Source organism: Streptomyces sp. NPDC044106 (assembly GCF_056433985.1).
Map to the genome: position 1 here is coordinate 20,613 of NZ_JBWKFZ010000029.1, position 21,148 is coordinate 41,760.

The window sequence follows — 21,148 nt, forward strand, 5'->3', positions numbered from 1 at the left end:
GACGGGGCCTCGGGAACGTACCGTATGACGGGCGAAATGCCAGGTCAGGCGCCCATCATGTGCACGCCGCCGTCGACGTGGATGATCTCGCCGGTCGTCTTCGGGAAGAAGTCCGAGAGCAGGGCGACGATGCCTCGGCCCGCGGGCTCGGGGTCGGCCATGTCCCAGCTCAGCGGCGAGCGGCTGTTCCAGACGTCCGCGAGGTCGGCGAAGCCCGGGATGGACTTGGCCGCCATGGAGCCGATCGGCCCCGCGGAGATCAGGTTGCAGCGGATGTCCTCCTTGCCCAGGTCGCGGGCGAGGTAGCGGCTGGTGGCCTCGAGGGCGGCCTTGGCCGGGCCCATCCAGTCGTACTTGGGCCAGGCGTACTGGGCGTCGAAGGTGAGGCCGACGACCGAGGCGCTGTCGCCGAACAGGGGGCGGCACGCCATCGTGAGCGACTTCAGGGAGTACGCGGAGACGTGCATCGCCGTCGAGACGTCCTCGAAGGTGGCCTCCAGGAAGTTGAAGGCGCCCTGCGGGGCGAACCCGATGGAGTGGACGACGCCGTCCAGACCGCCGAGCTCGTCGCGGACGAGGCCCTCCAGGCGGTCCAGGTGCTCCTGGTTGGTCACGTCAAGCTCGATGACCTTGGCGGGCTTGGGCAGCTTCTTGGCGATGCGCTCGGTCAGGGTGGGCCGCGGGAAGGCGGTCAGGATGACCTCCGCGCCCTGCTCCTGAGCGACCTTGGCCGCGTGGAAGGCGATGGAGGACTCCATCAGCACACCCGTGACGAGGATGCGCTTGCCGTCGAGAATTCCGCTCATGTGATCAGTGACCCATGCCCAATCCGCCGTCAACGGGGATGACGGCTCCAGTGATGTACGAGGCGTCGTCGGACGCGAGGAACTTCACCGCGGCGGCGATCTCCTCGGGCTGCGCGTAACGGCCGAGCGGCACCTGGGCGACGATGCCCGCGCGCTGCTCGTCCGTCAGCACCTTGGTCATGTCGGTGTCGACGAAACCGGGTGCGACGACGTTGAAGGTGAGGTTGCGCGATCCCAGCTCGCGGGCGAGCGAGCGCGCGAAGCCGACCAGGCCCGCCTTGGAGGCGGCGTAGTTCGCCTGCCCGGCGCCGCCCAGCAGACCCACGACCGAGGAGATGAGGACGACGCGGCCCTTCCTGGCGCGCAGCATGCCGCGGTTGGCGCGCTTGACGACGCGGAAGGTGCCGGTGAGGTTGGTGTCGAGGACGGACGTGAAGTCGTCCTCGGTCATGCGCATCAGGAGCTGGTCCTTGGTGATGCCCGCGTTGGCGACCAGGACCTCGACGTTCCCGTGCTTCTCCTCGATCTCCTTGTAGGCCTGCTCCACCTGCTCGGCGTCGGTGATGTCGCACTTGACGGCGAGGACACCGGCGCCGGTGAGTTCCTTCGGCGGCTCACCCGAGCGGAAGGTGATCGCGACCTTGTCGCCGGCGTCGGCGAATGCGCGGGCGATGGCGAGGCCGATGCCCCGGTTTCCTCCGGTGACGAGAACCGAGCGGCTCAACGGATCACCCTTTCCCTAGCGGTCTGGTACCTCGAAAACCTATCGGTACCTGTCGCGATACGGAGAATCGACGACCGACAGTGGCTCGGAGGACTCCCTGTCGGGTCCCTACATAAACTCTGGTCCCTGGGCCCTCCGGACGACATGATCGGACCCGACCGGCGCCGACAACAGGGAGACACCCGTGCCCCATTCCATCGATGAAGCCTTCGCGGCACTGCCGTTGCGGCCTCTCGCCGACGCCGCGCTCGCCCGCGCGCGGGCGCTCGGCGCCGACCACGCGGACTTCCGCCTGGAGCGGGTGCGCAGCGCCTCCTGGCGGCTGCGCGACGCCAGACCGGCGGGCACCTCCGACACCACGGACCTCGGGTACGCGGTGCGGGTGGTGCACGGCGGCACCTGGGGCTTCGCCTCGGGTGTCGACATGACGATGGACGCGGCGGCCCGGGTCGCCTCGCAGGCCGTGGCGATGGCGAAGCTGTCCGCGCAGGTCATCAAGGCCGCGGGCGCGGACGAGCGGGTGGAGCTCGCGGACGAGCCGGTGCACGCGGAGCGGACGTGGATCTCCTCGTACGAGATCGATCCGTTCTCCGTGCCGGCCGAGGAGAAGGCGGGGCTGCTCGCCGACTGGAGCGCGCGGCTGCTCGCCGCGGACGGCGTCGCGCATGTCGACGCCGAGCTGCTCACCGTCCACGAGAACAAGTTCTACGCGGACACGGCGGGGACGGTGACCACCCAGCAGCGCGTGCGGCTGCACCCGCAGCTGACGGCGGTGGCCGTCGACGAGTCGAGCGGCGAGTTCGACTCGATGCGGACGATCGCGCCGCCGGCCGGGCGCGGCTGGGAGTACCTCACGGGGACCGGCTGGGACTGGGAGAGCGAACTCGCCGAGATCCCCGAGCAGTTGGCCGAGAAGATGCGGGCGCCGAGTGTGCGGGCGGGCTCGTACGACCTGATCGTCGACCCGTCCAACCTCTGGCTGACGATCCACGAATCCATCGGCCACGCCACCGAGCTGGACCGCGCGCTCGGCTACGAAGCGGCGTACGCGGGGACATCGTTCGCCACCTTCGACCGGCTCGGTGAGCTGGCGTACGGCTCACCGCTGATGAACGTGACGGGCGACAGGACCGCCGAGCACGGGCTCGCGACCGTCGGGTACGACGACGAGGGCGTGGCCGCGCAGTCCTGGGACCTCATCAAGGACGGCACACTGGTCGGCTACCAGCTGGACCGGCGCATCGCGAAGCTCACCGGCTTCGAGCGCTCCAACGGCTGCGCGTTCGCGGACTCCCCCGGACACGTACCGGTGCAGCGCATGGCCAACGTCTCGCTGCGGCCGGATCCCGGCGGGCTCTCCACGGAGGACCTGATCGCGGGCGTCGACCGCGGCATCTACGTGGTCGGGGACCGATCCTGGTCGATTGACATGCAGAGGTACAACTTCCAGTTTACCGGGCAGCGGTTCTACAAGATCGAGAACGGGCGGCTCGCCGGGCAGCTGCGCGACGTCGCCTACCAGGCGACGACCACCGACTTCTGGGGCTCGATGACGGCGGTCGGCGGCCCGCAGACGTATGTCCTCGGCGGCGCCTTCAACTGCGGCAAGGCCCAGCCGGGCCAGATCGCCGCCGTCTCGCACGGCTGCCCGTCCGCCCTGTTCCGGGGCGTGAACATTCTCAACACCACGCAGGAGGCCGGTCGATGAGCCCGTCGATGCGCAGCACCAGGCCGCACGAGATCGTCGAGCGCGCCCTCGAACTGTCCACCGCCGACGGCTGCGTCGTGATCGCCGACGAGGAGTCGACGGCGAACCTGCGCTGGGCGGGCAACGCGCTGACCACCAACGGCGTGACCCGCGGTCGCACCCTCACCGTCATCGCGACCGTCGACGGCAAGGAAGGCACCGCCTCCGGGGTCGTGACGCGCTCGGCCGTGACCGCCGACGACCTGGAGCCGCTGGTGCGGGCCGCCGAGGAGGCCGCGCGCGGCGCGGGCCCCGCCGAGGACGCCCAGCCGCTCGTGACCGGCACCGCCGCGTCCCCCGACTTCACCGAGGCGCCCGCCGAGACCTCCTCCGCCGTCTTCGCGGAGTTCGCGCCGGCGCTCGGGGAAGCGTTCGCGCGGGCCCGGGCGGGCGGCCGCGAGCTGTACGGCTTCGCCAACCACGAGTTCGTCTCCAGCTACCTCGGTACGTCGACGGGGCTGCGGCTGCGGCACGACCAGCCGACCGGCACCTTCGAGCTGAACGCCAAGTCTCCCGACCGCACCAGGTCGGCGTGGGCGGGGCGGGCCACCCGCGACTTCGGGGACGTGGACCCGGCGGCGCTCGACGCCGAGCTCGCGCGGCGCCTGACCTGGGCGGAGCGGCGCATCGACCTGCCCGCGGGGCGGTACGAGACGCTGCTGCCGCCGACCGCCGTCGCGGACCTGCTGATCTACCAGATCTGGCAGTCGTCGGCCCGCGACGCCGTCGAGGGCCGCACCGTCTTCGCCAAGCCGGGCGGCGCCACGCGGCTCGGCGAGCGGATCGCCGGGCTGCCGCTGACGCTGCGCAGCGACCCGCACGAGCCGGGCCTTGAGGCGGCGCCGTTCGTCCTCGCGCACGCCTCGGGCGGTGACGCCTCCGTCTTCGACAACGGCCTGCCACTCTCCGCCACCGAGTGGATCCGCGCCGGTGACCTCGCTCACCTGGCCACCAGCCGGCACAGCGCGGAGCTGACCGGGCTGCCGGTGACGCCGACCGTCGACAACCTCGTCCTGGACGGCGGCGGCGACCGCTCACTGGACGAGATGGTCGCGGCCACCGAGCGCGGACTGCTGCTCACCTGCCTCTGGTACATCCGCGAGGTCGACCCGGCGACGCTGCTGCTCACCGGCCTGACCAGGGACGGCGTGTACCTCGTGGAGAACGGCGAGGTGGTGGGCGAGGTGAACAACTTCCGGTTCAACGAGTCGCCGGTCGGCGTGCTCGGCCGGGCCACCGAGGCGGGCCGTACGGAGCGGACACTGCCGCGCGAGTGGGGCGACTGGTTCACCCGGGCCGCCATGCCCGCGTTGCGCGTCCCGGATTTCAACATGAGTTCGGTCAGCCAGGGCGTATAACCTCAGACCTTGCACTTCCGTGCGACGTCGCACTTCCGTGCAACCTCGCACTTTCGTGCACCGTGCAAGCACACCCAAGGAGACACGAGACCGTGACGGACATCGTCGACGAGCTGAAGTGGCGGGGACTCTTCTCCCTGTCCACCGATGAAGACGCACTGCGCAAGGCGCTCGCGGACGGTCCCGTCACGTTCTATTGCGGCTTCGACCCGACCGCGGCGAGCCTGCACGTCGGGCATCTGGTGCAGGTCCTCACCGTCCGCAGGCTCCAGCAGGCGGGGCACCGGCCGCTGGCGCTCGTCGGCGGGGCCACCGGCCAGATCGGCGACCCGCGGCCGACCGCCGAGCGCACCCTGAACGATCCGGAGACGGTCGCGAACTGGGTGGCCCGGCTGCGTTCGCAGATCGAGCCGTTCCTGTCCTTCGAGGGCGACAACGCCGCCACGATGGTCAACAACCTCGACTGGACCGCGGGCCTGTCCGCGATCGAGTTCCTGCGCGACATCGGCAAGCACTTCCGCGTGAACAAGATGCTCACCAAGGACTCCGTGGCCCGCCGCCTGGAGTCGCAGGAAGGCATCTCCTACACGGAGTTCAGCTACCAGCTCCTGCAGGGCATGGACTTCCTGGAGCTGTACCGGCGGTACGGCTGCACGCTCCAGCAGGGCGGATCCGACCAGTGGGGCAACCTCACGGCCGGCATCGACCTGATCCACCGCCTGGAGCCGGACGCGACGGTCCACGCGCTCGCCACACCGCTGATGGTCAAGGCGGACGGCACCAAGTTCGGCAAGACCGAGGGCGGCGCCGTCTGGCTCGACCCGGAGATGACGACGCCGTACGCGTTCTACCAGTTCTGGCTGAACGTGGACGACCGGGACATCTCGACGTACATGCGGATCCTGTCCTTCAAGTCCCGCGAGGAGCTGGAGGAGATCGAGAAGCAGACGGAGGAGCGTCCGCAGGCGCGCGCCGCGCAGCGCGCGCTCGCCGAGGAGCTGACCACGCTGGTGCACGGCGCGGACCAGTGTGCCGCGGTCATCGCCGCGTCCAAGGCGCTGTTCGGCCAGGGCGACCTCGCCGATCTCGACGAGGCGACGCTGGCCGCGGCGCTCTCCGAGCTGCCGCACGTCCAGGTCGCCGAGCTCGGACCGGTCGTGGACCTGCTCGCCGAGGTCGGCCTGGTGGCGAGCAAGTCGGCCGCCCGCCGCACGGTCAAGGAGGGCGGTGCCTACGTGAACAACGTGAAGGTCGCCGCCGAGGACGCCGTGCCGTCCCGCTCGGATCTGCTGCACGGGCGCTGGCTGGTGCTGCGCCGCGGCAAGAAGAACCTGGCCGCGGTCGAGGTCACGGCGGGCTGAGCGCGGGCACGCGGCGGGGCCCGACCCGCACATGCGAAGAGGGCCGGTCCGTGCGGACCGGCCCTCTTCCGTGCGTGAGTGCGTGAGTGCGTGAGTGCGTGAGTGCGCCCGTGCGGCTAGGCCGTTCGCCTCTTGCCCCGGATCATGTTGTACGCAGCGTCACCCAGGCCGACGACCACGACCGCGGCGACCAGCTGCAGCGCGTGGCGCCCCCAGTCGATGCCCTTGGTCTCGTTGATGCCGAACTGCGTGGCGAGCCAGTTGCCCAGGACGGCTCCGATGATTCCGAACACCGTGGTCAGCCAGAGCGGACTGTGCTGCTTACCGGGCAGGATCGCCTTGGCAATCAGCCCCAGCACGAATCCCACGATGATCGCCCACAACCAGCCCATAGCTGCCTCCTCATATGGCTCCACATGAGCGTTACGGCAAGTGTCGGCCGGTCCGCCATACGGCGCATGTCGGGCACCGCCATACGTGGCACGGCGCAGGAAGAGCACCGAGGTGAGGCCTGCCCCGGTCTCGTAGGCGACGCAGCCGCGGCGTAACGTTGAGGGGTCGGACCGGGGCAGGTATCCACGGAGAGTCCGGCACATCGGACAGGGCGGTGGAGCGTGATGCGGAAGCAGAGCAGCGGCCAGGTCTTCCGGATCACGGGGGCGCGGCAGGGTCTCGCGGAGGACGTCCGGGGCAGGCAGCGCCGGTATGTGATCTCGATGACGGTGCGTACGGTGTCGGTCGTGGCCGCGGCGGTGCTGTGGAACGTCGAACGGCACGTCGCGTTCGTCGCTCTGGTACTCGGAATTCTCCTGCCGTACGTCTCCGTCGTGATCGCCAACGCCGGCCGGGAGAACGCGCCGTCGCTGCCGTCGACGTTCGTACCCGCTCCTTCTCGGCCAATGCTGGCGCCGCCCGTCGCGACCGCCGCCGCTGAATCCGCCCCGGAAGATCCCCTGGCATCCTCGTACGACCAGCGGCGGAACGCGGCGCACGAGCAGAGCTGACCGTCGACGTTGCGCCAAGCTCAAGAAAACCTCAGACCATTCATGTAGTTCCGGTGCCAGTCACCGGGTCCCCCGTGACATACTTCGTACGCGCTCCGCATCCCCCGTCGGAGCGACAGACCGACGCCGGGCAGCTCCCCCCGTGGCTGCTCGGCGTCGCCTTGTTGTGAAGCACTTGGACGCGACTGTGAGTGACGAAACCCCCATCTGTTCCGCCAAGGGCTGCCGCGTCGACGCGGTCTGGGTGCTCGCCTGGAACAACCCCAAGATCCATACTCCCGAGCGGCGCAAGACGTGGCTCGCGTGCGGGGAGCACCGCGAGCACCTCGCCCAATTCCTGGGCGTGCGCGGGATGTTGAAGGACGTGGTGCCGCTCGCGGAATGGGAAGCCCGGGAGGGCTAGCCGAGCCGGCCGGGCCGACTAGCCGCCGATCGCCGACATCGGGCGCTCCGGCTGCAGGAACGACGGGTCGTCCAGGCCCGAGCCCGCCTTCTTGCCCCACATGGCGAGCTTCCAGATGCGGGCGATGGCCTCCTCCGAGCCGTCCGTGCTGCTCTCGGGGGCCGCGCGCAGGGCTCCGCGCAGGTCGGTCTCCTCCGTGGCGAACAGGCAGGTGCGCACCTGGCCGTCGGCGGTCAGCCGGGTGCGGTCGCAGGCCGAGCAGAACGGGCGGGTGACGGAGGCGATGACGCCGACGCGGTGCGGGCCGCCGTCGACGATCCAGCGCTCCGCGGGGGCCGAGCCGCGCTCCGTGGAGCCTTCCTCGGTGAGCTCGAAGCGGGTGCGCAGGGAGTTCAGGATGTCACCTGCTGTGATCATTCCGTCGCGCTTCCAGCCGTGCTGGGCGTCGAGGGGCATCTGCTCGATGAAGCGCAGCTCGTACGCGTTCTCCACGGCCCAGGCGAGGAGGTCGGGGGCCTCGTCGTCGTTCAGACCCGGCATCAGGACGGTGTTGACCTTGACCGGGGTGAGGCCGGCGTCGCGGGCCGCTTCGAGGCCTTCGAGGACGTCCTTGTGGCGGTCACGGCGGGTGAGTGTCTTGAAGACGTCGGGGCGCAGGGTGTCCAGGGAGACGTTGACCCGGTCCAGGCCCGCGGCCTTGAGGGCCTTCGCGGTGCGCTTGAGACCGATGCCGTTCGTCGTCAGGGACATCTTCGGGCGGGGCTCGAGCTGGGCGCAGCGCTCGACGATGCCGACGAGACCGGGGCGCAGCAGCGGCTCGCCGCCGGTAAAGCGGACCTCGGTGATGCCGAGCTGTGTGACGGCGATGCGCACGAGGCGGACGATCTCGTCGTCGGTGAGCAGATCGGGCTTGGCCAGCCACTGCAGGCCTTCCTCCGGCATACAGTACGTACAGCGCAGATTGCAGCGGTCGGTCAGTGATACGCGCAGGTCAGTGGCTACGCGGCCATACGTGTCGATGAGCACTGCGGCCCCTCCCCGGCGGTTGGTGCTGATGTTCCCGACTGGTTTCGACCTTACGCCAGACCTCTGACAACGCCATGGGCCATTTGCCACGAGGAACAGCGCGGCCGCGTCGTAGGACTCTACGACGCGGCCGCTGCGAACGCGTGAACAATTTCTCGTCAGTGCGCTCCGACGCCGGTGAGGGACTTGACCTCCAGCTCCGCGTACTTGCCCTTGTCGGGCTCCTCCTTGGAGAGGAGCGAGCCGAGCCAGCCGAGCAGGAAGCCCAGCGGGATGGAGATCAGGCCCGGGTTCTCCAGCGGGAAGTAGTCGAAGTTCGCGTCGGGGAACATCGAGCTCGGCTTGCCGGAGACGACCGGGGAGAACAGCACCAGGCCGACGGCGGCGACGAGGCCGCCGTAGATGGACCAGAGCGCGCCCTGCGTGGTGAACCTCTTCCAGAACAGGCTGTAGAGGATGGTCGGCAGGTTGGCGGAGGCCGCGACCGCGAAGGCGAGGGCGACCAGGCCCGCCACGTTCAGGTCGCGGGCGAGTGCGCCGAGCGCGATGGAGACGATGCCGATGAAGACGGTGGCCCAGCGGGCGGCCTTCATCTCCTCCTTCTCGGTGGCCTTGCCCTTGCGGATGACGTTGGCGTAGATGTCGTGCGCGAATGACGACGACGAGGCGAGGGTGAGGCCCGCGACGACGGCGAGGATGGTGGCGAAGGCGACCGCGGAGATCACCGCGAGCAGCAGCGCGCCGCCGGTGGAGTCGCCACCGCCGCCGATCTCCATGGCGGCGAGCGGCGCCGCGGTGTTGCCCGCCTTGTTGGAGGCGATGATGTCGCCGGGCTTGAGCAGCGCGGCGGCGCCGAAGCCGAGGACGATCGTCATCAGGTAGAAGGCGCCGATGATGCCGATGGCCCAGTTCACTGACTTACGGGCGGCCTTGGCTGTGGGCACCGTGTAGAAGCGGATCAGGATGTGCGGCAGGCCCGCGGTGCCCAGGACCAGGGCGATGCCGAGCGAGATGAAGTCCAGCTTGGTGGTGCCGCTCGCGCCGTACTTGAGGCCGGGCTCCAGGAAGGCGGAGCCCTTGCCGCTGTTGGAGGCGGCGGTGCCGAGCAGGTCGGAGACGTTGAAGTGGAACTTCAGCAGGATCAGGAAGGTGATGAGGATGGTGCCCGCGATGAGCAGGACGGCCTTCACCATCTGCACCCAGGTGGTGCCCTTCATGCCGCCGATGGTGACGTAGACGATCATCAGGACGCCGACGAGGGCGACGATGAGGATCTTGCCCGCGTCGGAGGTGATGCCGAGGAGCAGCGAGACGAGGACGCCCGCACCGGCCATCTGCGCGAGCAGGTAGAAGATCGAGACGACGATGGTGGAGGTGCCGGCCGCGGTGCGGACCGGGCGCTGGCGCATGCGGTACGCGAGGACGTCGCCCATCGTGTAGCGGCCGGAGTTGCGCAGCGGTTCGGCGACGAGGAGGAGCGCCACCAGCCAGGCGACCAGGAAGCCGATGGAGTAGAGGAAGCCGTCGTAGCCGAAGAGGGCGATGGCGCCCGCGATGCCGAGGAAGGACGCGGCGGACATGTAGTCGCCGGAGATGGCCAGGCCGTTCTGGAAGCCGGTGAACTGCCGGCCGCCCGCGTAGAAGTCGGCGGCGCTCTTGGTCTGCCGCCCGGCCCACACGGTGATGACGAGGGTCGCGACGACGAAGGCCGCGAAGAGGCTGATGATCAGCGTCCGGTGCTCGGAGGCGTCGGACGCGGCCGCCAGCTCGATGACGGCGGGGTGCGCGGGGCTCATGCGTCGCCCTCCAGGCGGGTCTGCGGGCCGTTCTCCATGCGAGCCCTGATGGCCTCGGCCTTGGGGTCGAGCCGCGCGGCGGCGTGTCGCGAGTAGAACCAGGCGATGAGGAACGTGGTCAGAAACTGCCCGAGGCCGAGGGCCAGGGCGACGTTGATGTTGCCGAACAGCTTGGTGCCCATGAACTCGCCCGCGTAGTTGGAGAGCAGGACGTACCCGAGGTACCAGGCGATGAAGGCGACGGTGAGCGGGAAGGCGAACGAGCGGTGCGAGCGGCGCAGTTCACCGAATTCCGCGCCCTCCTGCACCTCGATGAACTCCTCCGTGGAGGGCGCGTGGGGAGCGGGGTCTTTTCCTGCGCCACCCTTCGAAGGGGGCGGTGCGTCGGTGGCCACGGAGTCTCCTCGTGGTGCGGGTGGGGTGGGGACGGACAGTTGTTCCATGGGGTCGCAGGCCTCGCATCCGGGAGTGACGCGGATCACGTGGGCCACGGATGGCGATGCTAAGGCCACGGGACGTGATCCGACAGGGGGTTGATGTTGCTTCCGTCCCCTGCTCAACGTCCCCGCGCGCCGCGCGACGTGGCCGAACTCCCCGATTTCTTCGGCAACTCATTGATGGCCTGGGACTTTCCGGGTTAGCTTCACCCTGAACCACCCGTCATGTACCTGCCCGAGCACCAGTCGTGTTCGGGCAGTTCCGTATGCAATTCCGTGTGCGGTTCTCGTCTCCGGATGATGTGGAGATCCCATGGCTCATCTGCGTTCCAGACGCCGTACGGCACTCACCGTGCCGCTCGGCCTCGCCCTCGCCGCCTCGGTCGGCTTCATGCCCGGCTCCGCCACCGCGGCCCCGGACGGCTCCCCCGCCCCGGTGTCGGCGCGGTCCGCGAAGGACGCCCCCGTCTTCGCGTACGTCGTCAACACCCGTACGGACCGCAAGACGATCGCGTACGTCGAGAAGGCGATAGCGAGGGCCGGCGGCTCCGTCGTCGTCACGCACGACAAGATCGGCGTCATCGTCGTGCACTCGGCGGACCCGCAGTTCGGCGAGCGGATACGCGGCGTCCGCGGCGTTCAGTCCGCGGGCGCTACCCACACCTCCCCGCTGAAGGCGGCGGGCACCACCGAGGACGGCCGGGCCGAGCTCCTCACCGAGGCCGAGGCCAAGTCCCTGAAGCGGCACGCCGCCCCGGACGCCGAGCCGATGGAAGCCGATCAGTGGGACCTGCGGGCGATCGGCGCCGACAAGGCCGCGAAGATCAACCCGGGCAGCAGGAACGTCACGGTCGCCGTGATCGACACCGGCGTCGACGACACCCACCCGGACCTCGCCCCGAACTTCTCGCCGTCGCAGTCGGCGAACTGCGCCGGCGGCAAGGCGGACACCTCCGCCGGGGCCTGGCGCCCGACGAAGCCCGACCACTACCACGGCACGCACGTGGCCGGTGAGATCGCCGCCGCGCGCAACGGCGTCGGCGTCGCGGGCGTGGCGCCCGGCGTGAGGATCGCGGGCATCAAGGTGGCAGACCCGGTCAACGAGCTGTTCTACCCGGAGAACGTGGTCTGCGCCTTCGTGTTCGCCGCCGAGCACAGCGTCGAGATCACCAACAACAGCTACTACGTGGACCCGTGGCTGTACAACTGCAAGGACGACCCGGACCAGAAGGCGATCCTCGACGCGGTCAACCGCGCCCAGCTGTACGCCCAGAAGAAGGGCACGCTCAGCCTGGCCTCCGCGGGCAACTCCAACCATGACCTGGACTCGGACGCGATCGTCGACACCTCAAGCCCGAACGACTCCACCCCGGTCTCCCGCACCATCGACCCGCACGAATGCCTCGACGTGCCGACCCAGCTGCCCGGCGTCGTCACCGTCAGCGCGACCGGTGTGCGGAACCTGAAGTCGATCTACTCCAGCTACGGCAAGGGCGTCATCGACGTCACGGCCCCGGGCGGCGACAAGTTCCAGATCCCGGCCGACACCCCCTCCAAGAACGGCCGCATCCTGTCCACCATGCCGGGCGGCCAGTACGGCTGGCTGCAGGGCACGTCGATGGCCTCGCCGCACGCCGCAGGCGTCGCCGCGCTCATCAAGTCCACCCACCCCAAGGCGGGCCCGGCCGAGCTGCAGCGGCTCCTGAAGAAGCAGGCCGACCGGCTGGAGTGCCCGACCGCGTACGACCCCGACGGCGACGGTGACATCGACGCGGTCTGCGAGAGCGGTGGCAAGCACAAGAACGGCTTCTACGGCAGCGGTCTCGTCGACGCGCTCGACGCCGTGAAGAAGAAGTGAAGGGGAGACAGCTCGTGACCAGGTCCCACACCACCCGTACCACCGCCTCCCCGCGCTCGCGCCGCGCACTCGCCCTGCCGCTCGGCGTCGCGGTGGTCTCGGCCCTCGCGTTCCTGCCGGGGACGGCGTCGGCGCGCCCGGCCGCGATCCCGGACGCCCCCGCCTCCGCGTCCGCGTCCGCCTCGGACGCCGCGTCGATGAGCTACGTCGTGAACGTCCGGCCCGGCAAGGGCACTTCGGCGCGCGTCAAGAAGGCCATCGCCAAGGCGGGCGGCGACGTCGTCATCGCGTACGACAAGATCGGTGTCATCGTCGTCCACTCGGCGAACGCGGACTTCGCGAAGACGATCCGCCGGGTGAAGGGCGTCGACTCGGCGGGCGCCACCCGCACCGCGCCGCTCTCGGCGCAGGCCGACGACGCCCTGGAGTCGGAGCGTCCGCTGACCGCGGCCGAGGCGAAGGCCGCGGCGGGCAAGGCGTCGGCGGGCCAGGACGAGCTGGAGCCCCTGCAGTGGGACCTGCCCGCCATGAAGGCGGACAAGGCGCACGAGATCTCGCTCGGCAGCCGCAGGGTCACGGTCGGCGTCCTCGACTCCGGTGTCGACGACACGCACCCCGACATCGCGCCGAACTTCGACCGCGAGGCCTCGGCGAGCTGCCTGGGCGGCATACCCGTCCAGAAGGGCGACGCCTGGCGGCCGGTGGCCGGCGAGAGCGACCACGGCATGCACGTGGCGGGCACCATCGCCGCCGCCAAGAACGGCACCGGAATCACGGGCGTCGCGCCCGGCGTGAAGGTGGCGAGCCTGAAGGTGGCCGAGCCCGCGACCGGCATGTACTACACGGAGGCCGTGGTCTGCGGCTTCGTGTGGGCGGCCGACCACGGCGTCGACGTCACCAACAGCAGCTACTACACCGACCCGTGGCTGTTCAACTGCACGACGGACGACGACCAGAAGGCACTGGTCGACGCGGTCGGCAGGGCGTCCAAGTACGCCGAGCGCAAGGGCGCGGTGAACGTCGCGGCCGCGGGCAACGCGAAGACCGACCTCGCCCAGGACGAGATCCTCGACGACTCGAGCCCCGACGACACCACCCCGGTGCCGCGGACCGTCAGGACCAAGGACTGCTTCGACATCCCGTCGCAGCTGCCGGGCGTCGTGACCGTCTCGGCCACGGGTGCGAAGGGCATCAAGTCCTCGTACTCGAACTACGGCAAGGGCGTCATCGACATCGCGGCGCCGGGCGGCGACTCCACCAAGTACCAGACGCCGGCGCCGCCGGCCGTCGACGGCCGGATCCTCTCGACGCTGCCGGGCGGCAAGTTCGGCTACAAGGCCGGTACGTCGATGGCGTCCCCGCACGTCGCGGGTCTCGCCGCGCTGGTCAAGTCGACGCACCCGCACGCCTCGGCGGCGCGGGTGAAGGAGCTCATGTACCGCCAGGCGGACCGGATGGCGTGCACCGACCCGTACGACTTCGACGGTGACGGCAAGGTCGACGCGGTCTGCGAGGGCGGCCGCAACAAGAACGGCTTCTACGGCGTGGGCATGGCCGACGCGCTGGACGCCGTGCGCAAGTAGAGCCGCCTCGCGGTGGTCGGGGCCGGGCGGTCGAGGGGCCGCCCGGCCCTTCGCGAGCGGCGCGGGAGAGGATGTCGAACCATGTACGAGTACAGGGACGAGCAGTTCGTCGCGTCGAGCACACAGGCCTGGGCCGCGTGGCCCGTCCGCCCCCGGTGGCAGCTGGTGGCGCGGTTCGTCGCGACCGTGCTGTTCCTGCCGTTCTGGATCGTGTTCGGGATCGCGGTCTTCTGCGCCACCCTCGCCTTCGGGCTGCTCACCGAGGTCGTCGCCGCGGTGAGCAGCTCGTACGAGAAGGGGTTCGAGCGGTTCATGGACCGCGCGTTCGGCCGGATCACCACGCTTCCCCGGTGGTGCGTGCTCTGGTCCGAGATGCGGTACGAGGGGGACGCAGGCCACTACCGCGCCGAGGTCGACAAGCTCCTCGCCCGGTGGACCGCCAGGGCCTCGGCCCCGCGCAAGCCCAAGAAGCCGCTGCCGCCCGCCGAGTGCGAGATCCCGCGGCGCGCCTACCGCGGTGTCGGCGGCGACTACGTCGTACGGGCCGCGGCCGCGCAGGGGTGGGAGCTGCGGCCGTCGGACCCGGAGAAGTCGATCAGGCTGTGGTGGTCGGCGGCCTCCGCGTCCGGGGAAACCGCGCACTCGGCCTAGCGGCCCGCCGCTGCCCGAACCATTACACCCGTTCGAAACGGTATTGCACCAGTTGTCCCTCAGAACTTGCCCGTCGGGGACGCCCTGGTGAGGATTTCGTCGTGAGCTCCATTCGTCCGTCCGTCGAGCCGGGAGGCGACGCCACAAGCGGCATACCGGCCGCCGCCTCCGTCCCGCACCGCGCCCCGCGCCGCCGCCCCTCCCCCGGTGGCGCCGTCGCCGTGCTCGTCCTCGTGGCCGTCGCCGCGCTCGTCCCGCTGCTCGGCCCCTCGGTGGCGCTGCGCGGTACGGGCGAGGCCGAGGCCCCCGGCACCGCCGTGATCACGTTCCTGCGGACGGTCGTGTTCGCCGCCCTCTGCGTGCAGTTGGGCGAGGTCTTCGCCGGTCGCCTCGCCCGCCGGGTCCCGGGGGCGCCGCTGCACCGGGCACCGCGCGGCTGGGGCGCGTACGCGGCGTGGGCGGGGTGCGCGGCGGCGCTCGGGCTCGCGGCCATCGTGGCCAACGGCAATCTCGTGCCGCAGGGCCTCGCCGACCTGGACATCGGCCGGCTCTACGACACCCGGGACGGCAGGCTCGCCCTCCTGGAGGTCAACGCCTTCCTCGTGGCGGCGCTCTGCGCACGCACCCGGCGCCCATCGGGCGCCGCACTCCCGCTGGCCGCGGTCGTCGTCGCGGAGGCGCTGCGGGCCCACCCTCCCGTGGAGGACGCCCCGCTCGTCGGCAGCGGCCTCACCCTGGTGCACCTGTCCTGCGGCGCCCTGTGGGCGGGCGGACTGCTGTACGTCCTGCGCCTGCTGCGGCGGTGGCGGACGTCCGCTCCGCGGGAGGCCGTCGCGGTACTGGGGCTCTACGCGCGCGTGGCCGCCGTCCTGCTCGCCGCGATCACCGCGACCGGGGTGTGCAGCACGCTGCGCCGGATGCCGCCGGGCACGGTGACCGACCAGCTCACGGAGACCGCGTACGGCCGCACCCTGCTCGCCAAGCTGCTGCTCGTCGCTGTCGTCGCGGCGCTCGCGCTGCTGGCCCGCCGCCGGTTGCGCCGCACGGAGGACCGCCTCTCGGCGTACGTTCCCGCGCGCGGGGAGGTGCTCGCGCTGGGCGTCGTCGTGGTGCTCTCGGCACTGCTCACCGCGGTGCCGGTGCCGATCCGCTGGTGAGGTGCACCGGGCGCGGTTCCGGCTCGGCGCCGGTCCGGAGCACCGCCGCGGTCAGCAGGTACTGCGCCGCGAGGTACGTGATCATGATGGCGAAGTCGGGCCGGGGCAGCTGCGGCCACTCGGCGACGCCGGTCGCGATGAGGGTGTCCGAGAGCAGGAACAGCGCCCCTCCGGCGGCGGCCGTGACGCCGAGCGTGGTCGCGCCGAGGGCCATGGCGGTGAGCAGCAGGCTGTAGCCCGCGACCGGACCCCGCATCCCGGCCGGCAGATCGGGCCAGAGCAGTGTCACGACGGCGACGAGCGCGAGGGCGTACGCGGTGACGAGCGCCGCCCCGCGGGCGCGCGGCGATCCGCCGCCGGGTGCGTACCTCCGGGTGTCGCCGTACCGCTTGAACAGCACGAGGTAGCAGACGTGTCCTGCGGCGAAGGACCCCATCCCGGCGAGGAAGGCCGGCTCGGCGTCGAAGAGCAGGAGGGTGTCACCGCCCCAGCCGAAGAGGAGCGCCGCGACGAGCGGCCGGGGGCCGCCGAGCGCGGCGGCGTACGCGGCGAGGAGCGGCATGAGCAGCGGTTTGAGGGCGGCGTGGCCGGGGCCGGAGTCCGCGAGGAGGGCGAGGAGGTCACCGGCCGCGGTGACGCCGAAGGCGCCGAGGAGGAGCCGCGGCGCCGGCGGGCGCGTCACGCCGCCCGTTCCGGGACCGTCACGTCGGGGGCGGGCACGGCCGCCGCGGGTGCCTGCGGGGCCGCGGGTGCCTGCGGGGTCCTCGGCTGCCAGCCGGGGCCGCCGAAGACCCGCCCGGCCCGCTCGCGCCAACTGGCGGCCCGCTTGAGGTCCTTGGCGATGGCCACGTACTCGTGGGTGGCGACGCGCAGCGGGTTGTACGTGTCGATGTTCTTCGTCAGGCCGTACACGGGACGGTCGGTCTCGGCGACCCAGGAGCCGAACACGCGGTCCCAGACGATCAGGATGCCGCCGAAGTTGCGGTCCAGGTAGCCGCCCTGGGAGGCGTGGTGCACGCGGTGGTGCGAGGGCGTGTTGAAGACGTACTCGAAGGGGCGGGGCAGCTTCCCGATGCGTTCGGTGTGGATCCAGAACTGGTAGACCAGGTTGGCCGACGAGCAGAACGCGAGGGCCGCCGGATGGACGCCGCAGGCGATGAGCGGCAGGTAGAACGGCCACACCGTGAGGCTCGTCCAGGGCTGGCGCAGAGCCGTCGTGAGGTTGAACTTGCGGCTGGAGTGGTGCACGACGTGGCAGGCCCACAGGATGCGGATGACGTGGTGGCCCCGGTGCGACCAGTAGTAGAAGAAGTCCTGGGCGAGGAGCATCAGCGGGACGGTCCACCACAGGACGGGCACGCGCAGCGGGGTCAGCTCGTAGACCAGGGTGTAGATCGCGACGATCGGGATCTTCCACAGGAAGTCGAAGACGAGGCTGCCGAGCCCCATGCCGATACTGGTGGCGGCGTCCTTGGTGTCGTACCCCGCGGCGTCGTCGTCGGGATGGATCCGGTGGCTCACGATCTCGACGACGGTGAGCAGGACGAAGGCGGGGATGGACCACAGCACGACATCGGGCAGGTTCGGGGACATGCGTGCACGGTAGAACGGCTATTCGTCCACGACTAGAGGTTGTTACCGACAAGTATTACCGGCGGTACGGGAGCGGTTGTTGGTGATCCTCACCAAAGGCCCGGCTTCAAACCGCGGGCCGGGCCCGGGAATTCGGGGCCGGGGCGGCACCCCGTCTCCGCGGTGCCGCCCCGAGCCGCTACGCCCTCACCAGACCCGTACCGACGCCCCCGGCGCGAACACCGGGCTCGTCGCGTCGGCGGGTGGTTCCTTGAGGGGCTCGTCGAGTTCCCGGACCGTGGGTCCCACGCGCGCGGCGATACGGTCGAGCCGCTCCAGGTCGAAGCCGTAGACGCGGGCCGCGTTGCCGCCGACCATGGCCGCGATCTCCTCCCTGGGGAAGCCGGCGTAGGAGATGCGCAGGCCTTCGCGCGAGTAGGGGTACGTGCCCTCGTCGTGCGGGTAGTCGCTGCCCCACATGATCTTGTCGAGGCCGATCCGCTCGCGCAGGGCCGCTTCGTGGGGACGCATGAAGCTGGCGCCGACGAAGCAGTTCTCGCGCCACACCTCGGAGGGGCCCTTGCCCATCGCGTCGGCGAGGCCCGTGCCGAACTTGGCCTCGGCCGTGTCCGGGGTGCCGGTCCTGCGCGCCGCCGCGACGAGCCGTCCGTGGTAGTAGTCCAGCATGTCGAGCACGCCGGGGATCCACCCCGAGCCCTGTTCGGTGAGGACGAGCCTGAGCCGCGGGTGGCGGCGGAAGGCCCCGCCGAAGACCAGGTGCCACAGGGCCCGGTGCGAGAACCACGTCGTCTCGACCATGAACACCGCGCGCGCGGCCGGCTCCTCGCCGAGCGGCGGTGAGGCGGAGCCCGCGTGGTGGTTGACCGGCACGCCCAGCTCGGCGCAGGCCGCCCAGATCGGGTCGTACACGGCGGAGTACAGCTCGGGCAGGCCGGAGCCCGGCGGGGTGCCGGGCAGCATGAGGCCGCCCGTCAGGCCCGCCTCCACCGACCGGTGGATCTCCTCGACGGCCCGGTCGACGTCGTTCAGGAGGATCTGGAAGACGCCCGCCCTGCGGCCAGGGGCGGCGGCGCAGAACTCCGCGAGCCAGCGGTTGTGGGCGCGCAGGCCCGCCCAGCGCTGCTCGAACTCCTCGCGGGTCGGCGCCGGGGCCATCAGGGACGCCGAGGGGAAGAACGGCGGGATGGTGTTGGGGAAGACGACCTCGGCGACGATGCCGTCCGCCTCGAGTTCGGCGACGCGGCGGTCCGAGTTCCAGTTGCGGTCGGCGGTGTCGGCGAGCAGGTCCTCGTACGGGTTGACGTAGGTGGCCGCCCACGCGTCGAACGCGTCGTGGTGGCGCGATTCCAGGTACGGCCGGTAGTCGAGGAGGTCGGCGCCCGCGTGGCAGTCGGCGGAGATGACGGTGTAGCGGTCCTCGGTCGTACGTGGTGCGTTCATGCGTCCGCCCCCAGTACCGGGAAGTCGTGGTCGGTCAGCCAGTGGCGGCCCACCTCGCGCGAGCGCGCCCAGGAGGCCTCCACGGCCCGCTGGTCGACGTCCTGGCCCAGCTCGGCCGGGGTCGGGCCGATGCGGCGGGCCAGCGGTGCGAGCTTCTCCGTGTCGAAGCCGAAGACCTCGGCGGCGGCGAGGCCGAGCATGCGGCGGCTCTCCGCGACGGGGATGTCGTGGAAGGTCTTCCGCAGCCACGCGCGCGTGTCGGGCCAGGTGCCCTCGGGGTGCGGGAAGTCGCTGCCCCAGAGGATGTTGTCGACGCCGATCTCGTAGCGCTGGGCGAGCTCGCGGCGCTTGGTGTTGGTGGCACAGACGAAGAGCTGCCGGTCCAGGTACTCGTGCGGCGGGCGCTTCAGCTCCGCGAACGGGGAGAGCTTCTTGCCGCCGTGCGCGCCCAGGTAGAGGCGGTCCATGAACCACAGGAGGTTCGGCAGCCACCAGCAACCGGACTCCGCGACACCGAACCTGAGCCCCGGATGGCGCTCGAAGACGCCGGACCAGAGCATGAACCACAGCGGCCGCGCGGGCCACCACGTCACTTCGCTGACGTAGATCCCGAGGTGGTCGCCGTACTCCTGGCGGGGCGCCGCACCGGAGTGGGTGACCACGGGCATCGCGCACTCGGCCGCCGCGGCCCACACGGGGTCGTAACGCCGGTCGTGGTAGGGCGCCTTGTCGACCCACATGGAGGGGATCATCAGTGCGCCGAGCCCCGACTCCTTGGCGCGGCGCACCTCGGCGACGACGCGGTCGGTCTCACCGGTGATGGGCAGCAGGGCGACGCCGCAGTGCCGTTCGGGGTGCTCGGAGACGAAGTCGGCCAGCCAGCGGTTGTGCGCCTGCGCGCCCGCCATGCCGAGCTCGGGGTCCTGGTCGCCGGAGAGGCCGAGGCCCACTCCGAAGGGGGCGGCCGTCCGGCTGTCGACGGCGTCCGCGTCGGGGAAGACGACCTCGGCGGCCACGCCGTCGCCGTCCAGCTCCTTGAGGCGCTGCGCGGTGTCCCAGCCGCCGCGCAGGCCCTCTTCGTTGTCCTGGAACCACTTGGCGGCGAAGGCGTCGTTGCGGATGCCGAGCCGGGTCGCCTCATCGCGGCGGGCGTCGCGCTCGCCGAGGAAGGCGTCGAATTCGCGGTGGAACCGGCGCTCCAGGTAGGGCCGGTACTCCTCGGTGGGGAGTCCGGCGTGGCAGTCGGAGGAGATGATCAGGTACGGGTCGTTCTGCTGAGCCGTCATCACACGTCCCTCAGTCGGTCCCGGACGAATCCCTCAGTCCAGGATGAAGCTTTCCAGGTACGCCGGGTCGGACCGGTCGAGCATCGACTGCGCCCTCGCCCTGATCTGCCGGTCGCTGTGCTCGCCGGCCGGCAGCAGCCAGAAGCGGCCGGCCGCGATGCCCTCGGCCACGAAGTCCGCGACCTGCTCGACAGGCGTGAACTCCACCTCCTGACCCGCCTCCCTCATCGCGGCCTCCCACTGGCCGAGGCTGCGGTAAGGGGCCTTGCGGGGGCGCGACTTGGCGTAGCGTCCCGGCCGGTTGCGGTGCGACTCCCACAGGCCGGTGCGGAGCATGTGGGGTCCGGGGAAGAGCACGGAGGCGCCCACGCGCGCGTGCTCCGCCTTCAGATGGGCGTAGAGCGACTCGGTCATCGTCACCACGGCGGCCTTGGTGACCGCGTACACGGAGGCGGTGGGCAGCGGTGCGATGCCGCCGTCGCCGGACGAGGTGTTGACGACGTGGCCCGGCTCGCCGCCCTCGATCATCCGGGGCACGAAGGCCTGGATGCCGTGGAAGACGCCCCAGACGTTGACCTCGAAGGCCCACTTCCAGTCGTTCGGGTCGTGCTCCCACATGCGGCCCTCGGCGCCCGAGCCGACGCCCGCGTTGTTGCACAGCACGTGGACGGCGCCGAACTTGTCGTACGCCTCGTCGGCGAGGGCGAGCACCTGTTCGCGCACCCCGACGTCGACCACGCGCGCGTGCACCGTCGCGCCGTCCTCCCGCAGGGACGCGGCGGCCTTCTCCAGGGCGCCCTCCTCGACGTCGGCGAGCACCACCTTCAGGCCGTCCGCCGCGAACCTCCGGGCCATGGCGAGGCCGATGCCGCTCGCCGCCCCGGTGACGACGGCGACCTGCCCTTCCCGCAGCTCCAT

General features: G+C 70.9%; 20 protein-coding genes. 9 read left to right on the forward strand and 11 right to left on the reverse strand.

The features are described from left to right. Positions 1 to 44: 44 nt before the first annotated feature. Both fabI and fabG read right to left on the reverse strand, forming a co-directional pair. Complete coding sequence (fabI, locus tag AC07DI_RS35465) at positions 45 to 806, reverse strand: enoyl-ACP reductase FabI (protein WP_478908882.1); 762 nt, start codon at positions 804 to 806, stop codon at positions 45 to 47. Positions 807 to 810: 4 nt separating this feature from the next. Then, positions 811 to 1,530: a 3-oxoacyl-[acyl-carrier-protein] reductase gene (gene fabG / locus AC07DI_RS35470; RefSeq protein ID WP_478908884.1), complete on the reverse strand. Its 720-nt coding sequence runs from the start codon at positions 1,528 to 1,530 to the stop codon at positions 811 to 813. Between the two features lie 184 nt (positions 1,531 to 1,714). Between fabG and AC07DI_RS35475 the strand changes: the two genes are divergently transcribed. The 3 genes from AC07DI_RS35475 (at position 1,715) to tyrS (ending at position 5,996) form a co-directional block, all read left to right on the forward strand. Further along, positions 1,715 to 3,238, forward strand: coding sequence for a TldD/PmbA family protein (locus tag AC07DI_RS35475; protein WP_478908886.1), 1,524 nt, complete (start codon positions 1,715 to 1,717; stop codon positions 3,236 to 3,238). Continuing rightward, entirely contained in the window at positions 3,235 to 4,635 is a 1,401-nt protein-coding gene (locus AC07DI_RS35480; protein ID WP_478908888.1) for a metallopeptidase TldD-related protein, read from the forward strand. Before AC07DI_RS35475 ends, AC07DI_RS35480 begins: the two co-directional genes overlap by 4 nt. A gap of 92 nt (positions 4,636 to 4,727) precedes the next feature. Beyond that, on the forward strand, positions 4,728 to 5,996 hold the full coding sequence (gene tyrS / locus AC07DI_RS35485; RefSeq protein WP_478908890.1) for a tyrosine--tRNA ligase: 1,269 nt from the start codon (positions 4,728 to 4,730) through the stop codon (positions 5,994 to 5,996). A gap of 116 nt (positions 5,997 to 6,112) precedes the next feature. Here the strand turns inward: tyrS and AC07DI_RS35490 are convergent, their stop codons facing one another. After that, on the reverse strand, positions 6,113 to 6,388 hold the full coding sequence (locus AC07DI_RS35490) for a GlsB/YeaQ/YmgE family stress response membrane protein (protein ID WP_384257707.1): 276 nt from the start codon (positions 6,386 to 6,388) through the stop codon (positions 6,113 to 6,115). A 225-nt stretch (positions 6,389 to 6,613) separates the two neighbouring features. Between AC07DI_RS35490 and AC07DI_RS35495 the strand changes: the two genes are divergently transcribed. Both AC07DI_RS35495 and AC07DI_RS35500 read left to right on the forward strand, forming a co-directional pair. After that, positions 6,614 to 7,000, forward strand: a complete 387-nt coding sequence (locus AC07DI_RS35495; protein WP_478908891.1) for a DUF3099 domain-containing protein — start codon at positions 6,614 to 6,616, stop codon at positions 6,998 to 7,000. 187 nt (positions 7,001 to 7,187) lie between these two features. Continuing rightward, entirely contained in the window at positions 7,188 to 7,403 is a 216-nt protein-coding gene (locus AC07DI_RS35500; RefSeq protein WP_478908892.1) for a hypothetical protein, read from the forward strand. Between the two features lie 18 nt (positions 7,404 to 7,421). On the opposite strand, the gene moaA is transcribed toward AC07DI_RS35500, so the two are convergent. From moaA to AC07DI_RS35515, 3 genes are all read right to left on the reverse strand, one after another. Next, the gene (gene moaA / locus AC07DI_RS35505) at positions 7,422 to 8,429 is read right to left on the reverse strand and encodes a GTP 3',8-cyclase MoaA (protein ID WP_478908895.1); all 1,008 of its coding nucleotides are present in this window, start codon (positions 8,427 to 8,429) and stop codon (positions 7,422 to 7,424) included. A gap of 158 nt (positions 8,430 to 8,587) precedes the next feature. Then, on the reverse strand, positions 8,588 to 10,225 hold the full coding sequence (locus tag AC07DI_RS35510) for a solute symporter family protein (protein WP_478908897.1): 1,638 nt from the start codon (positions 10,223 to 10,225) through the stop codon (positions 8,588 to 8,590). Then, positions 10,222 to 10,620, reverse strand: a complete 399-nt coding sequence (locus tag AC07DI_RS35515) for a DUF485 domain-containing protein (RefSeq protein WP_478908898.1) — start codon at positions 10,618 to 10,620, stop codon at positions 10,222 to 10,224. Before AC07DI_RS35515 ends, AC07DI_RS35510 begins: the two co-directional genes overlap by 4 nt. 355 nt (positions 10,621 to 10,975) lie before the next feature. On the opposite strand from AC07DI_RS35515, the gene AC07DI_RS35520 reads away from it, so the two are divergent. The 4 genes from AC07DI_RS35520 to AC07DI_RS35535 all read left to right on the forward strand — a co-directional run bounded on the left by AC07DI_RS35520 (position 10,976) and on the right by AC07DI_RS35535 (position 15,911). Further along, positions 10,976 to 12,520 carry a S8 family serine peptidase gene (locus AC07DI_RS35520; protein ID WP_478908900.1) on the forward strand — a complete coding sequence of 515 codons (1,545 nt, stop codon included), beginning with the start codon at positions 10,976 to 10,978 and terminating at the stop codon, positions 12,518 to 12,520. A 14-nt stretch (positions 12,521 to 12,534) separates the two neighbouring features. Continuing rightward, on the forward strand, positions 12,535 to 14,103 hold the full coding sequence (locus tag AC07DI_RS35525) for a S8 family serine peptidase (protein WP_384257691.1): 1,569 nt from the start codon (positions 12,535 to 12,537) through the stop codon (positions 14,101 to 14,103). An 81-nt stretch (positions 14,104 to 14,184) separates the two neighbouring features. Beyond that, positions 14,185 to 14,754 (forward strand): hypothetical protein, encoded by a 570-nt coding sequence (locus tag AC07DI_RS35530; protein WP_478908901.1) that lies wholly within the window; start codon positions 14,185 to 14,187, stop codon positions 14,752 to 14,754. Positions 14,755 to 14,855: 101 nt separating this feature from the next. Then, positions 14,856 to 15,911, forward strand: a complete 1,056-nt coding sequence (locus AC07DI_RS35535; protein ID WP_478908903.1) for a CopD family protein — start codon at positions 14,856 to 14,858, stop codon at positions 15,909 to 15,911. Here the strand turns inward: AC07DI_RS35535 and AC07DI_RS35540 are convergent. The 5 genes from AC07DI_RS35540 to AC07DI_RS35560 form a co-directional block, all read right to left on the reverse strand. Beyond that, entirely contained in the window at positions 15,880 to 16,593 is a 714-nt protein-coding gene (locus tag AC07DI_RS35540; protein WP_478908904.1) for a lysoplasmalogenase, read from the reverse strand. The two genes, AC07DI_RS35535 and AC07DI_RS35540, sit on opposite strands and share 32 nt — an antisense overlap. After that, positions 16,590 to 17,504, reverse strand: a complete 915-nt coding sequence (locus AC07DI_RS35545; RefSeq protein WP_478908906.1) for a sterol desaturase family protein — start codon at positions 17,502 to 17,504, stop codon at positions 16,590 to 16,592. Before AC07DI_RS35545 ends, AC07DI_RS35540 begins: the two co-directional genes overlap by 4 nt. A gap of 186 nt (positions 17,505 to 17,690) precedes the next feature. After that, a complete protein-coding gene (locus tag AC07DI_RS35550; protein ID WP_478908908.1) occupies positions 17,691 to 18,944 on the reverse strand; it encodes an amidohydrolase family protein in 1,254 nt (417 codons plus the stop codon). Further along, the gene (locus tag AC07DI_RS35555; RefSeq protein ID WP_478908910.1) at positions 18,941 to 20,230 is read right to left on the reverse strand and encodes an amidohydrolase family protein; all 1,290 of its coding nucleotides are present in this window, start codon (positions 20,228 to 20,230) and stop codon (positions 18,941 to 18,943) included. Before AC07DI_RS35555 ends, AC07DI_RS35550 begins: the two co-directional genes overlap by 4 nt. Before the next feature lie 33 nt (positions 20,231 to 20,263). Continuing rightward, positions 20,264 to 21,148, reverse strand: coding sequence for an SDR family NAD(P)-dependent oxidoreductase (locus AC07DI_RS35560; protein WP_478908912.1), 885 nt, complete (start codon positions 21,146 to 21,148; stop codon positions 20,264 to 20,266).